Source organism: Actinomadura sp. 6K520, assembly GCF_004349245.1.
Lineage (GTDB): Bacteria > Actinomycetota > Actinomycetes > Streptosporangiales > Streptosporangiaceae > Spirillospora.
In genome coordinates, this window is the sequence record NZ_SMLC01000187.1 from 1 (window position 1) to 12,963 (window position 12,963).

At 72.6% G+C, this 12,963-nt stretch carries 11 protein-coding genes; 6 read left to right on the top strand and 5 right to left on the bottom strand.

Annotated features, from left to right (window positions below; genetic code table 11):
• A partial coding sequence (locus E1289_RS31640; RefSeq protein ID WP_131986795.1) for a maltotransferase domain-containing protein occupies positions 1-196 on the bottom strand: 196 nt, incomplete at its 3' end.
• Positions 197-469: 273 nt separating this feature from the next.
• On the opposite strand from E1289_RS31640, the gene glgP reads away from it, so the two are divergent.
• Positions 470-3,109, top strand: coding sequence for an alpha-glucan family phosphorylase (gene glgP, locus E1289_RS31645; RefSeq protein WP_131986797.1), 2,640 nt, complete (start codon positions 470-472; stop codon positions 3,107-3,109).
• Here the strand turns inward: glgP and E1289_RS31650 are convergent.
• The 4 genes from E1289_RS31650 to E1289_RS31665 all read right to left on the bottom strand — a co-directional run bounded on the left by E1289_RS31650 (position 3,106) and on the right by E1289_RS31665 (position 7,997).
• On the bottom strand, positions 3,106-3,669 hold the full coding sequence (locus tag E1289_RS31650) for a hypothetical protein (RefSeq protein ID WP_131986799.1): 564 nt from the start codon (positions 3,667-3,669) through the stop codon (positions 3,106-3,108). The two genes, glgP and E1289_RS31650, sit on opposite strands and share 4 nt — an antisense overlap.
• On the bottom strand, positions 3,666-3,923 hold the full coding sequence (locus tag E1289_RS31655) for a helix-turn-helix transcriptional regulator (protein WP_131986801.1): 258 nt from the start codon (positions 3,921-3,923) through the stop codon (positions 3,666-3,668). The genes E1289_RS31650 and E1289_RS31655 overlap by 4 nt, the downstream gene beginning before the upstream one ends.
• A gap of 280 nt (positions 3,924-4,203) precedes the next feature.
• On the bottom strand, positions 4,204-4,986 hold the full coding sequence (locus tag E1289_RS31660) for an SWIM zinc finger family protein (RefSeq protein WP_131986803.1): 783 nt from the start codon (positions 4,984-4,986) through the stop codon (positions 4,204-4,206).
• Positions 4,986-7,997 carry a DEAD/DEAH box helicase gene (locus E1289_RS31665; protein ID WP_131986805.1) on the bottom strand — a complete coding sequence of 1,004 codons (3,012 nt, stop codon included), beginning with the start codon at positions 7,995-7,997 and terminating at the stop codon, positions 4,986-4,988. Before E1289_RS31665 ends, E1289_RS31660 begins: the two co-directional genes overlap by 1 nt.
• 134 nt (positions 7,998-8,131) lie before the next feature.
• Between E1289_RS31665 and E1289_RS31670 the strand changes: the two genes are divergently transcribed.
• The 5 genes from E1289_RS31670 to E1289_RS31690 form a co-directional block, all read left to right on the top strand.
• A complete protein-coding gene (locus E1289_RS31670; RefSeq protein WP_131986807.1) occupies positions 8,132-8,914 on the top strand; it encodes an enoyl-CoA hydratase-related protein in 783 nt (260 codons plus the stop codon).
• 92 nt (positions 8,915-9,006) lie between these two features.
• Positions 9,007-9,774: an SDR family oxidoreductase gene (locus E1289_RS31675; protein ID WP_131986809.1), complete on the top strand. Its 768-nt coding sequence runs from the start codon at positions 9,007-9,009 to the stop codon at positions 9,772-9,774.
• Between the two features lie 215 nt (positions 9,775-9,989).
• Positions 9,990-10,940 (top strand): acyl-ACP desaturase, encoded by a 951-nt coding sequence (locus tag E1289_RS31680; RefSeq protein ID WP_131986811.1) that lies wholly within the window; start codon positions 9,990-9,992, stop codon positions 10,938-10,940.
• Positions 10,941-11,035: 95 nt separating this feature from the next.
• A complete protein-coding gene (locus E1289_RS31685; protein WP_131986813.1) occupies positions 11,036-11,863 on the top strand; it encodes a serine/threonine-protein kinase in 828 nt (275 codons plus the stop codon).
• Between the two features lie 51 nt (positions 11,864-11,914).
• The coding region (locus tag E1289_RS31690; protein WP_131986815.1) for a serine/threonine-protein kinase at positions 11,915-12,963 on the top strand (1,049 nt) is incomplete at its 3' end.

Below are 12,963 nucleotides of genomic sequence, written 5' to 3' on the forward strand. Positions count from 1 at the left end.
GCGTGCGCAGCACCACCGCCGCGCCCAGCATCTCGTGCCCCTCACGGAACACCGTCGCCGACACCTCGACCGTCTCACCCACCACGGCCTTGGCCGGCCACCTGCCACACCCCACCACCGGCGCCACATCGAGGATGGGGATGCGCCCAAGCCTCGGAATGCCGGGAGCGCTTGACGTTCCGGACTCGACGTGCATAGGCCACCTCTACCCGCGCGAGACTTCCGAAACGTCCCATGCCCGCGATCAGGCGCCTACCGTCCTGTAGTTTCCGATAACTTTGTGCGGCCCCTCGGCCACCCCGGGTGAGAGCCGCCGGAACGCGTGATCCGCGTGCTCGGCCCCTACGGAAAGCCCCTGCGGCCCCGGGGCATCGCGGAGTTCAAGAGCGTCTCTGGAGACGGTCGGTTCGGTGGGCCTTCCCTTCTCGGCTGTCGCACCATCGGGACGCAGCGCATAGCGTGGCGTTGTGTGAAGGCAATCCGACGTTTCACGGTTCGCACCGTCCTCCCCGAGCCGCTCCGGCAGCTCGAGGAGCTCGTCCTGAACCTGCGCTGGTCCTGGCACCACGAGACGCTCGACCTGTTCCGCGCCGTGGACCCGGAGCTGTGGCAGGCCGTCCACCACGACCCGGTCAGGCTGCTCGGCGAGGTCGCGCCGGAGCGACTGGAGCGGCTGGCGGAGGACCGGCGGTTCCTGCGCCGCCTGCAGGACACCGCCGAGGACCTGCGCGAGTACCTGACGGCGCCGCGCTGGTACCAGTCGCGCACGGGTGCCCTTCCGGCCGGCCAGGCGCCGTCCTGCATCGCCTACTTCTCGCCCGAGTACGGCATCACCGCCGCGCTGCCGCAGTACTCCGGCGGCCTCGGCATCCTCGCGGGCGACCACCTGAAGACGGCGAGCGACCTCGGCGTCCCGATCCTCGGGGTGGGGCTGCTGTACCGGCACGGGTACTTCGCGCAGTCGCTGTCGCCGGACGGCTGGCAACTGGAGCGCTACCCGCCGATCGACCCGAACGGGCTGCCGCTCACCCTGCTCCGCGAGCGGGACGGGACGCCGGTCCGCATCACCATCGGCCTCCCCGCGGGCCGCGGCCACGTCGGCGGACCCCAGGGCCGGGGCCTGCAGGCGCAGGTGTGGGTCGTGCGGGTCGGCCGCGTCCCGCAGCTCCTCCTCGACTCCGACGTCGAGGAGAACGAGCAGCCGGCGCGCGACATCACCGACCGGCTGTACGGGGGCGGCGGCGACCACCGGCTCCTGCAGGAGATGCTGCTCGGCATCGGCGGCGTGCGGGCCATCCGCGCGTACTGCCGCGTCACCGGGCACCCCGCGCCCGAGGTGTTCCACACCAACGAGGGGCACGCCGGGTTCCTCGGCCTGGAGCGCATCCGCGAGCTGGTGTCGGAGGAGGGCCTGACGTTCGACGAGGCCCTGGAGGCGACCCGGGCGGGCACGGTGTTCACCACGCACACGCCCGTCCCCGCCGGCATCGACCGGTTCCCGCGCGAGCTGATCAGCCGGTACTTCGGCGGCGGGAACGAGACGGAGCAGGTCCCCCTCGAACGGGTCCTCGCCCTCGGCGCCGAGGACTACCCCGGCGGCGACCGCACGGTGTTCAACATGGCCGTGATGGGGATGCGGCTGGCGCAGCGCGTCAACGGCGTCAGCAGGCTGCACGGGGAGGTCAGCCGGGAGATGTTCGGCGGCCTGTGGGGCGGGTTCGACACCGCCGAGGTCCCCGTCGGCTCGATCACCAACGGCGTGCACGCCGGGACGTGGGTCGCCCGCGAGGTCCTGGAGTTCACCGCCCGGGAACTGCCGTCGGTGATGGAGAGCGGCCGCGGCTGGGAGGGCGTGCGGAACGTCTCCGAGGCGGAGATCTGGCGGATGCGCGGCCTGCTGCGGCGCCGGCTCGTCCTGGACGCGCGGCGCCGGCTGCGCGAGTCGTGGCGGCAGCGCGGCGCGAGCGAGGCCGAGATCTCCTGGATCGACGACGCCCTCGACCCGGACGTCCTGACGATCGGGTTCGCGCGGCGCGTCCCGTCCTACAAGCGGCTGACGCTGATGATGAGCGACCCGGACCGGCTCCGCTCCATCCTGCTGGACCCGGAGCGCCCCGTGCAGATCGTCATCGCGGGGAAGGCGCACCCGGCCGACGAGGGCGGCAAGCGGCTCATCCAGGAGATCGTGCGGTTCGCCGGGTCCGAGGACGTCCGGCACCGCATCGTGTTCCTGCCCGACTACGACATGGCGCTCGGGCAGCTCATGGTGCAGGGCTGCGACGTGTGGATGAACAACCCGCTGCGCCCGCTGGAGGCGTGCGGCACGTCCGGGATGAAGGCCGCGCTGAACGGCGGGCTGAACCTGTCGATCCGGGACGGCTGGTGGGACGAGTGGTACGACGGCCAGAACGGCTGGGCGATCCCGTCCGCCGACGGCCTCGCCGCGCCGGACCGCCGGGACGAACTGGAGGCCGCCGCGCTGTACGAGCTGATCGAGGAGCACGTCTCGGTCACGTTCTACGACCGGGACCCGGCCGGGCTGCCGCGCCGCTGGCTGGAGATGGTCAAGCACACCATCGCCACCCTCGGCCCGAAGGTGCTGGCGACCCGGATGCTGCGCGACTACGTCGAGGACCTGTACGCCCCGGCGGCGGCGTCCGAGCGCGCCATGGTCGCCGACAAGTTCGCGGGCGCGCGGGCGCTCGCGGCGTGGAAGAAGCGGGTCCGGGAGGCGTGGCCGCGCGTCGCCGTCGAGCACGTCGAGTCCAACGGGGAGGAGAGCCCGCAGGTCGGCGCGCGGCTGTCGGTGCGCGTGGTCGCCGACCTCGGCGGCCTCGACCCGGCCGACGTCGCCGTGGAGGCCGTCTACGGCCGGGTGGACGACTCCGACGCGCTGATCGGCCCGTCCCACCTGGAGCTGGACCACGGCGGCCCGGTCGAGGACGGCCGGGTCCGCTACGTCGGCGAGGTCCCGTTGGACCGCAGCGGCGCGTTCGGGTACAGCGTCCGCGTGGTGCCGAGCCATCCGCTGCTGTCGGGACGTGCGGAGATGGGCCTGGTCGCACTGCCGCCCGCCCCGCAGGGCATGACCAACGGCGACCTGCGCTAGGTCTCCGCGTCCTCCGCTTCGTCGTCGGGCGGCGGGTCGGCCTGCCGCCACCCGGCGACGAGCACCGGCATCAGCAGGTGCGTGAGGAACAGCGAGACGATCCCGGTGACGACGGCCGCGATCGGTACGAACGTGCCGCGGTCGCCCGGGACGCTCATCACCGCCACGACGACCACGGCCAGCAGCACGAGCGTCACCTGGTGCGCGACCGTGTAGGCGCGGAGCCGCTCGGTCACCTGCCGCTCGTCGAGCTGTGCCTCCGCCAGCGACACCGTTCCGCGGGTGGCGGCGTTCAGCACGACGATCACCGGCAGCGTGATCGCCACCGCCGCCACGAGCAGGCCGATCGTCCAGTACATGGCCGTGTCGCTCGGCGCGAGGTTCCACGACACGACCGTCCCGGCCCACACCATGGCGATGGCGGCCGCGCCCGCCCCGGCGAGCACCCGCCGGCGGCGCCGCGTCGCGTGCCAGGAGGGCAGCACCTCCTTCTCCACGGCGTCCTTGCGCGCACGCTTCCAGCGCGTCCCCATCCCCGATGCCTCCTGTCCGGTTCTCATCGTGTGCTCCCCAGCCTCGGAAACGGCGTCAGCGAGAACACCACCTCGACCGGCACCTCGAAGAACCCGGCGATGCGCAGCGCGAGGTGAAGGCTCGGGCTGTACTCGCCGCGTTCCAGGTACCCGATCGTCTGGTAGTGGACCCCCAGCGCCGTGGCCAGCTCGCGGCGCGAGACGCCTCGCTCGGCCCTCAGCACCGCGATCCGGTTGTGGACGTTCTCCTTGTCGGCCTTGCTCTCCGCCGCCACCGGCACACCTCCATGTGCACCTCCTGCTACACCCGATATTGCAACTTCGACCAACTGCCATATCTCTATGATTGTTGATAGCAGTTGTACTACATTCCATCGCAGGGCCGCAAACCGATTCCCGTGGTACGGCGATCGGCGGCGCTCTATCCAGCCCCCGGGACTGGCGCGGTGCCGGGCCTACCGGCTCAGAGCATTGCTGGGCGCCGGTGGCATGGGACGGGTGTTCCTGGGACGGTCCGCCCGCGGCCAGGCGCTCGGTCGCCGTACTGGACGCGGCGCCGGCTCACTCGGTTTCGCGGGCGCTCTCCGCGAGGGCCTCGTAGACCGGGGCGAGGACGTCGGTCAGCGGGCGGCGGCGGATCCTGACCGGCGGGGGAGCGGCCATCTGGAGGACGAAACCGGGGGGTACGGGCGGCGTGGCCGGACGGTCGCGGAGATGGGCCATCCTGGACGGCGGCGCCCAGAACCCGGCGGCCGTGAGGGGCTCGTCCGCCATGTCGAGGGGATCGGGTTCGGTCTCGGTGCCGCGCCGCAGGGCCGCCAGGAGCTGGTCTCTGCTCCGGCCGTTCCACTGGAGGATGAGGAACGGGTCGTCGTCGAACGCCTCGGCCAGCAGGTACAGGACGGCCGCCGCGTGCTTGCAGGGATCGCCCCAGTCGGGGCAGTCGCACATCAGGTGCAGGTCGGACGCCGCTCCGGGGAAGAGCGCGAGGCCGAGTTCGGCGAAGACCCATTCGATCTCCGGCGGCATCTCCCCGGCCAGCAGGCGGGCACGGAACACCGCGCGGGACGCCAGCTCCTTCTCGACGGCCCGCCAGTCCGCCTCGCCGATCGCGTCGATGCCGAGGGCCACCTCGTACGGGTCCGGTGCGGAGCCCCACACCTTCGCCGTCACCTCGTGCGGCGCGACCTTCAGGTCGAACACCTGGCCCTTGCGGGCGTACGTCCGGCCGCGGGACAGCCGCCCCGTGTCGGCGAACGATTCGAGGAGGTCGATGAAGCGGCGCGACCACCACTGCGTGCCGATGGAGCCGCGCCTGTTGCGGGCCCTGATGCCCTCGCCCACTAGTCACTCACCGCCTCGGGGGACAGCCGCAGGACGTCGCGCAGCTCCGCGACCGACAGTTCCGTGAGCCACTCCTCGCCGGTGCCGACGATCGACTCGGCGAGGGCCTTCTTGCGCTCGATCATCTCGTCGACGCGCTCCTCCATCGTCCCGACGCAGATGAACTTGCGGACCTGGACGTTGCGGGTCTGCCCGATGCGGAACGCGCGGTCGGTGGCCTGGTCCTCGACGGCGGGGTTCCACCAGCGGTCGACGTGCACGACGTGGTTGGCGGCGGTCAGCGTGAGGCCGGTCCCCGCGGCCTTGAGGGAGAGCAGGAAGACCGCGGGTTCGCCGTCCTCCTGGAAGCGCTGGACGAGGTCGTCCCGCGCCTGCTTGGACGTCCCGCCGTGCAGCCACAGCACGGGTCGTTCGAGCCTGGCCGCCAGGTAGGGCTGGAGCATCGAGCCGAACTCGGCGTACTGGGTGAACACGAGGGCCTTCTCGCCCTGCTCCACCACCTCGGCGCAGACCTCCTCCAGCCGTTCGAGCTTGCCGGAGCGGCCGGGGAGGCGCGAGCCGTCCTTGAGCAGCTGTGCCGGATGGTTGCACACCTGTTTGAGCTTGGCCATCGTCGCCAGCACGAGCCCGCGCCGCTTGGTCTCGTCGGCCTCGGCGATCTGCTGGAGCATGTCGTCGACGGTCGCCCGGTAGAGGGACGCCTGCTCGGTGGTGAGGTTGCAGTAGACCTTGATCTCCTGCTTCTCCGGCAGGTCCGAGATGATCGACCTGTCGGTCTTGAGGCGGCGCAGGACGAACGGCTGCGTCGCCCGCTTCAGCGCCAGCGCCGCCTGCTCGTCGCCCTCCCGCTCGATCGGGATCGCGAACCGCCGCCGGAACTCGCCGCGCGGCCCGAGCAGCCCCGGGTTGGCGAACTCCATGATCGACCACAGCTCGGTCAGATGGTTCTCGACCGGGGTCCCGGTCAGCGCGATCCGGGTGCGCGCCGGGATGCTCCGCACCGCCCTGGCCTGCCGCGTCCCGCTGTTCTTGAGCGCCTGCGCCTCGTCGCAGACGACCCGCTCCCACGCGAACCCGGCCAGCGTCTCCGCGTCCCGCGTCGCCGTCCCGTAGGTGGTCAGGACGAGATCTGCCCCGGCGACGGCTTCGGCGAGTTCCTCCCCGCGATGCCGCCCCGTCCCGTGGTGGACGTACACCCGCAGCTTCGGCGTGAACCGAGCCGCCTCCCGCTGCCAGTTCCCCACCAGCGACATCGGCAGGATCGCCAGCGTCGGGCCGGGGCGGGCCGCGTTCTCCCGCTCGTGGACGAGCAGCGACAGGATGGAGATCGTCTTCCCGAGTCCCATATCGTCCGCAAGTAGGGCGCCTAGCCCCAATCTGTCCATGAAGGTCAGCCAGGCGAGCCCCCGCTCCTGGTACGGCCGCAGCTCGGCGTCCAGCTCGTCGGGCGTCCGCATGGGGGTGAGGCGGCGGTCGGCCTCGCCGGAGAGGAGGTCGCCGAGGGGGCCGGCGGCGTCGACCCCGGTGAGGGGGAGGGTGTCGTCGCCCGCGTGGACGATCGCGCGGATCGCCTCGGCGGCGGTCATGCGGCCGCGGCGGGGGTGGCGGAGGAAGTCGAGGGCCGCCTCCAGCTGCCGTTCGTCCAGCTCGACCCACTGGCCGCGTAGCCGGACGAGCGGAGTCTTCAGGCGGGCCAGTTCCTCCAGTTCGGCCTCGTCGATGGCGTCGTCGCCGATGGCGAGGTCCCAGCGGAAGTCGACCATGGCCTTGAGGTCGAAACCCGAGGGGGCGGCAGCGCCCGACGACGCCTCCGGGTCCTCCGTGCGGGTGGTGAGCTTCATACCGAGCTTCGCCTTGCCCGCCCACTGGGGGAGCAGGACGCCGAAACCCGCGGCGGCGAGCATCGGGGCGGCCTGGCGGAGGAAACGGAACGCGCCGGCGGTGTCGAGGGGGAGTTCGCCCGGTGCGGGGCCGTCCAGGGCGGGCGCGATGTCGGGGAACAGGCGGAGTGCGCGGCCGAGGCCGGTGAGAAGTGTCTCCTCGGCATCCGGGATCGAGGTCGCCTCGCCCGCCCACACCATCGCCGCGGGCACGTACAGGCTCGGGTCCTCGGTGCCCTGGAGGGCGAACTCGACCCGCCAGGAGTCGCCGTCCCGCGGTTCTTCCTCCTCGAACTCTTCCGCACCCGGCTCGGCCAGGCGGAAGCACACCCGCAGGGGGCCGGACGGGCGGCGCGCGGCGGCGGCCCACGCGTCGAGCTCGGCGATCAGGTCGCCGGGGTCGTCGCGCGGCTCGCGGGCGACCAGCGGCGACGGCCCGGTCAGCGCCGCCACCCAGCGTTCGGCGAGCGGCAGCCGGTCCGGCTGCTTGCGCCGGGACACCAGCAGCGGATGCGGCACCACGCCCCGGACGGCGGTGTCGACCAGCCCCGACAGGGCCTCGCGCAGCACCTCGCCGGCGGGCCGGCCGCCGTCGGCGGCGCGGCACGCGGCGGGCATCGCGCGGGCCAGCGCCCGGAACCGCGCCGGGTCGTCGATCACCGGGCGCCAGCGGGCCACCAGGTCGCCGTCCTCGCGCAGCAGCGCGGGCAGGACGTGGCCGCGCTCCGCGAGATGGACGGCCTCGTCCGCGAGCAGGCACAGGAACCGCAGGTCGGTGCCGGGGACGACGCCGGCGCCGTCCTCGGCGGCCTGGAGCAGCGCCATCGCGGCGAACGGCTCCAGGACGAGCGCCGGGACCGGCCACGGACGCAGCTCCGGCTCGCCACGCACCGGCTCCGGCCGCAGCTCCGCGGAGGGCAGCGGGTGGTCGCCCAGATCCGGCGACGACACGGTCGGCAGCGACAGGGACAGCTCGACACGGAGCGCGCCCCGCACGAGCGGTTCGTACGACGTGCCGGTGAAGTCGCAGGTGGCGAACGGGTGCACGCCGGACCCGGGCTCGTACGGGCCGGTGCGCTCGGCCCAGAGGCACAGCGCACCGCCCTGCCAGGTGGCGTGGGCGACGAGCATGGTCACCGAAGCTACCAGGGGCCTCTGACGTCCCGGCGCACGACAGCCGCGACTCCGGTGCCGCCCGTCACTCCGGCACACCGGCTGGTTAGGCTCGAAGCCGTTCAGCGCCGAAACGCAGCAGGAGGGTCGCCGTGGGCGAGTTCGTACGGGTCGAGGTCGAGGACGGGATCGCGACGATCAGGCTGGACCGTCCGAAGATGAACGCCCTGAACGCCCAGATGCAGCGGGAGCTGATCGACGCGGCCCGGGAGGTCACGCAGGACGAGGCGGTCGGCGCGGTCGTGCTGTACGGCGGGGAGAGGGTGTTCGCGGCCGGCGCCGACATCAAGGAGATGGCGCCGATGTCGTACGCGCAGATGTCGGCGGGCCACTCGCGGCTGCTGCAGGACTTCGCCAAGGCGCTCGCCGGGATCCCGAAGCCCGTCATCGCCGCGATCACCGGGTACGCGCTCGGCGGCGGCCTGGAGCTGGCGCTGACGGCCGACTTCCGGGTCGCGGGCGCGGGCGCGAAGGTGGGGCAGCCGGAGATCCAGCTCGGCATCATCCCCGGCGCGGGCGGCACGCAGCGGCTGTCCCGGCTGATCGGCCCGGCCAAGGCCAAGGACCTGATCTTCTCGGGGCGGCACGTCAAGGCGGACGAGGCCCTCGCGATGGGCCTGGTGGACCGGGTCGTCCCGGACGCCGACGTCTACTCGGCGGCCAAGGAGTGGGCGGCGACGTTCGTCGGCGGCCCGGCGATCGCGCTGCGCGCCGCCAAGGAGGCCATCGACGCGGGATTCGAGGTCGACCTCGACACCGGGCTGGAGATCGAGCGGACCCAGTTCGCCGCCCTGTTCGCCACCGAGGACCAGGCGAACGGCATGAAGAGCTTCCTGGAGGAGGGCCCCGGCAAGGCCCGGTTCACCGGCCGCTGACCGCCCGCATGCCGGCGGCGGTATGAAACGTTACGTGTGATTTTGGGCGCGCCGCCCGGGGTCGCCGAGATCGGCCGATAGCATCTGCCGCCATGCGACACGCGTACCGAACCGCGCTCGTGACGGGCGCGTCCAGCGGCATCGGGGAGAGCTTCGCCCGCCTCCTGGCCGGCCGCGGCACCGACCTGGTGATCGTGGCGCGCCGGGCCGACCTGCTGGACGGACTGGCCCGCGAGCTCGTCGAGCGGTACCGGGTCGCCGTGGAGGTGGTCGCGGCCGACCTCATCGACCCGGCGCAGCGCGGTGAGGTCGAGGCGCGGCTGCGGGCCGACCCGGTCGAGCTGCTGGTCAACAACGCGGGCTACGGCGCCTTTGGACCGTTCGCGGAACTGCCGCTGGACGACCATCTGGCCCAGGTCGAGCTGAACGTGAACGCCCTCGTGCGGCTCACCCACGCCGTGCTGCCGGGCATGATCGAGCGCGGCCGGGGCGGGGTGCTGAACGTCGCGTCGATGGCGGGGTTCGCCCCTTCGCCCGGAAGCGCGACGTACGGGGCGACCAAGGCGTACGTGGCGGCCTTCTCCGAGAGCCTGCACTCCGAGGTCGCCGCCAAGGGCGTCCACGTGACGGCGCTGTGCCCCGGTTTCACGCGCACGGAGGACGACGTCCCCTCGAACCTCCTGTGGTTGCGCCGTGACGACGTGGCCCGGGCCGGTCTGGACGCCGTCTCGGCCGGCCGTGCGCTGTGCATCCCCGGCATGCAGTACAAGGCGGCGTTCCCCGCCCTCAAGCTCGTGCCGAGGCCGCTGCTCAGGGCCGCCGTGAACCGCATGTGGCAGCAGGCCGCCGACACGAGGTGACCCGGTGGTGACCCAGGTCACGCCGCTTTTGCCCCGGACCTACAAACTCGCCGCGGACGGATTGTCGCGGGGCTTACTTGACGCGGGTCACGCTCAGTGGCGACCATCGAAACCTACGCTTACGTAGGTTAGGTATGGCCCGCGGGCCGCCCCTCCTCGTGTCGCGGGCGCGGCGGCACCGTCAGGCAATACACATCGTCCAGCGAAGGAACCGCATGTCCGTGACCCCCGAAGACAAGTTCCAGACCGGCCTCCTGCACGACCTCGAACCGGTGGTCGAGACGGAGCTCAACCGGCACCTGTCGATGGCCAGGGAATGGTTCCCGCACCAGTACGTCCCCTGGAGCGAGGGCCGCGACTTCGACGGACCGCTCGACGGCGAGCCGTGGTCGATCGAGCAGTCGAAGCTCAGCGTCGAGGCGCGCGAGTCCCTCATCGTCAACCTGCTCACCGAGGACAACCTCCCCGGCTACCACCGCGCGATCGCCACCGTGTACGGCCGCGAGGGCGCCTGGGGTACCTGGGTCAACCGGTGGACGGCCGAGGAGAACCGCCACGGCATCGCCCTGCGCGACTACCTGACCGTCACCCGCGCCGTCGACCCCGTCGCGCTGGAGCGCGCCCGCATGCACCACATGGAGGCCGGCTACGAGGCCGACCACGGCGACTCGTTCCTGCACGGGACGGCGTACGTCTCCTTCCAGGAACTCGCCACCCGCGTCTCGCACCGCAACACCGGGAGGGCGTCGGGCGACCCCGTCTGCGAGCAGATGATGACCCGCATCGCCGCCGACGAGAACCTCCACATGATCTTCTACCGGAACCTGATGGCCGCCGCGATGGAGGCCGCCCCGAACGAGACCATGCGGGCGATCACCGACGTCGTCACCACGTTCCACATGCCCGGCCACAGCATCGACGGCTTCCTGCGCAAGTCCGTCATCATCGCCAACGCCGGCATCTACGACCTGCGCCTCCACCACGACGACGTCCTCGTCCCGGTCCTGCGCAAGTGGAACGTCTTCGACCGCACCGACCTGTCCGGCGACGGCGAGAAGGCCCGCGAGGAACTCGGCGAGTTCCTGGAGCAGCTCGACGACTCCGCCACGAAGTTCGAGACCCGCCGCGAGGAGCGCCGCGCCCGCCAGGCGGCCCGCAGGCAGTAGTGGTTTGCCGTCCGGCCTGACCGTCCAGCCGGTCCGAACACCGTTCGGTCCGTTTTGTCCGGAACGCGGGCGGGAGTTTCGGCGTCCAATCGGATATGGGGACGCAGCGGCGGCTGGGTGACTATCGGTTGCTGGCCGAGATCGGCCGGGGGAGCACCGCGGTGGTGCACCTGGCCATGGACCCCCGTGGCCGCGAGGTCGCGGTGAAGGAACTGCTACCGGAGCTCGCGGGGGAGCCGGAGGCGATCTTCCGCCTGGCCCGGGAGATGTCGGCGCAGGCACGGGTGCGCAGCGAGTACGTGGCCCGGCTCCTGGACGGGGAGGTCGGCGCCGCACGCCCGCACGTGGTGATGCAGCACGTGCCGGGCTGCCCGCTGAACGACCTGATCGCGGCGTACGGCCCGCTGCGGCCCGACCGGCTCGTCCGGTTCGCGCGGCGGCTGGCGCTCGCGCTGGGCGACGTCCACGACGCGGGCGTGCTGCACCGGGACGTCTCGCCCGGCAACGTCATCGTGCTGGGCGACCGCCCGACGCTGATCGACTTCGGCATCGCGCACGAGGCGGGCGCCGAGCAGATCACCCGGCGCGGGATGGTCGTCGGAACGCCCGCCTTCCTGGCCCCGGAGTTGATCGAGGGGGAGCGCGCCACCACCGCGTCGGACGTGTTCTCCTGGGCGGCGACGGTCGCCTGCGCCGCGACGGGACGCCCGCCGTTCGGGCGCGGTTCGCTGCACGGGGTGTGCTTCCGCATCCTGCGCGGCCACGCCGACCTCGACGGTGTCCCCGAGCGGCTGGCCGGGCTGCTGCGGGCCGCCCTCCTGCGCGACCCGTCCCGCCGGCCGACCGCCCGCAGGCTCGCGGGCGCGCTCGCGGACGGCGGTACCACGGGCGGGTCCACCGGCGACGGGACGGCGGCCGCATGATGACGATTAGATCTTCTCGTCCGGATCGGCGAGAGTAGGGTTTCGGAAACGATGAAGGGAGCCGTCACGTCCGGGGAGCGAATCGGCCACTACCGCGTGCTGGACACCCTCGGCGAAGGGGGCATGGGCGTCGTCCACCTCGGCGCCGACTCCGAAGGCCGCAACGTGGCCATCAAGGTGCTGCGCCCCGCGGTCGCCGGGGACGCCACGGCGCGCCGCAGGCTGGCCCGCGAGGTCGACTCGATGCGCCGGGTGCACAGCCCGCACGTCGCCGAGATCCTCGACGCCGACGTGACGGCCGAGCGACCCTACATCGTGACCCAGTACGTCCCCGGCAACACGCTTGAGGAGGTCGTCGAGGACTCCGGGCCCGTGTACGGGCCGGCGCTCCAGCGGCTCGCCGTGGGGCTGGCCTCGGCGCTGTCGGCGATCCACGGCGCCGGGATCGTCCACCGCGACCTGAAGCCCGGCAACGTGATGCTCGTCGACAGCGAGCCCGTCGTGATCGACTTCGGTATCGCGCAGGCCGCCGACGCGACCCGGCTGACCGCCACCGGGATGGTGATCGGCACCCCCGGCTACCTGGCCCCCGAGATCATCGAGGGCGAGGACGCCGGCCCGCCGTCGGACGTGCACGCCTGGGCGGGCACGGTCGCCTACGGCGCGACGGGCCGCCCGCCGTTCGGCTCCGGGACGTTCGAGTCGATCTTCTACAAGATCATGCAGGGCACGCCGGACATCGACGGCGTGCCCGACGCGCTGCTGCCCGTGCTGCGCTCGGCGATGGCGCGCAACCCCGCCGAACGCCCCACCGCGGTCAAGCTGGTGCAGCTCACGCGGCGGATCCACATCGAGGCCACGATCACCGACCAGACGCGGATCGACCGGCACTACCCGGCGCCGTCCGCGTCCCCCGCCGAGCCCGCGCCCGACCACTCCCGGCTGTTCTCCATGCCGGCCCCCGGGCCGCCGCCGCACGAGGCGCCGCGTCCCACCACGCCGGGCTCGACCGCGATCCCGGCCGCCGCGCCGACGCCCGCGCCGGCCCCGGCGCAGCCCAGCGACTTCGTGGGGCAGCTGCCGCCCGCGGCGCCCCCGCC

Bases quoted from the DNA above. Each gene is read 5' to 3' on its own strand.
- E1289_RS31650 (WP_131986799.1), bottom strand. From the start codon at position 3,669: ATGAGAACCGGACAGGAGGCATCGGGGATGGGGACGCGCTGGAAGCGT.
- E1289_RS31685 (WP_131986813.1), top strand. From the start codon at position 11,036: ATGGGGACGCAGCGGCGGCTGGGTGACTATCGGTTGCTGGCCGAGATC.
- E1289_RS31665 (WP_131986805.1), bottom strand. From the start codon at position 7,997: ATGCTCGTCGCCCACGCCACCTGGCAGGGCGGTGCGCTGTGCCTCTGG.
- E1289_RS31675 (WP_131986809.1), top strand. From the start codon at position 9,007: ATGCGACACGCGTACCGAACCGCGCTCGTGACGGGCGCGTCCAGCGGC.
- E1289_RS31680 (WP_131986811.1), top strand. From the start codon at position 9,990: ATGTCCGTGACCCCCGAAGACAAGTTCCAGACCGGCCTCCTGCACGAC.